Source organism: Tamlana crocina, from assembly GCF_012037625.1.
Window position 1 is genome coordinate 1 of the sequence record NZ_JAAVJS010000826.1, and the last position, 288, is coordinate 288.

Sequence of the window (288 nt, forward strand, 5' to 3'; positions counted from 1 at the left end):
GTTGAGCTACCTGCCACAGAACAATAAAAATACACCCGAAAAATTCAATTTTCAACTGGGAGATGAGCTTTGCGAAGAGCTGGAGAATATTGTGCCAGACAGCTCCAGTAAACCTTATGATATGCACGAGGTGATCAAAGGGATCATCGACGAAAATAGCTTTTTTGAGATACATAAAAATTACGCCGATAACATCATCGTAGGCTTCGCAAGGCTTGGAGGCAGGAGCATTGGTATAGTAGCCAATCAGCCTATGAGTCTGGCGGGAGTTTTGGATGTGGATTCCTC

General features: G+C 43.8%; 1 protein-coding gene. It reads left to right on the top strand.

Going from position 1 to position 288, the window contains the following annotated elements; genetic code table 11:
- Positions 1–288, top strand: a 288-nt coding sequence (locus HC176_RS19150) for a carboxyl transferase domain-containing protein (protein WP_280818735.1), incomplete at both ends; no start/stop codon positions are given.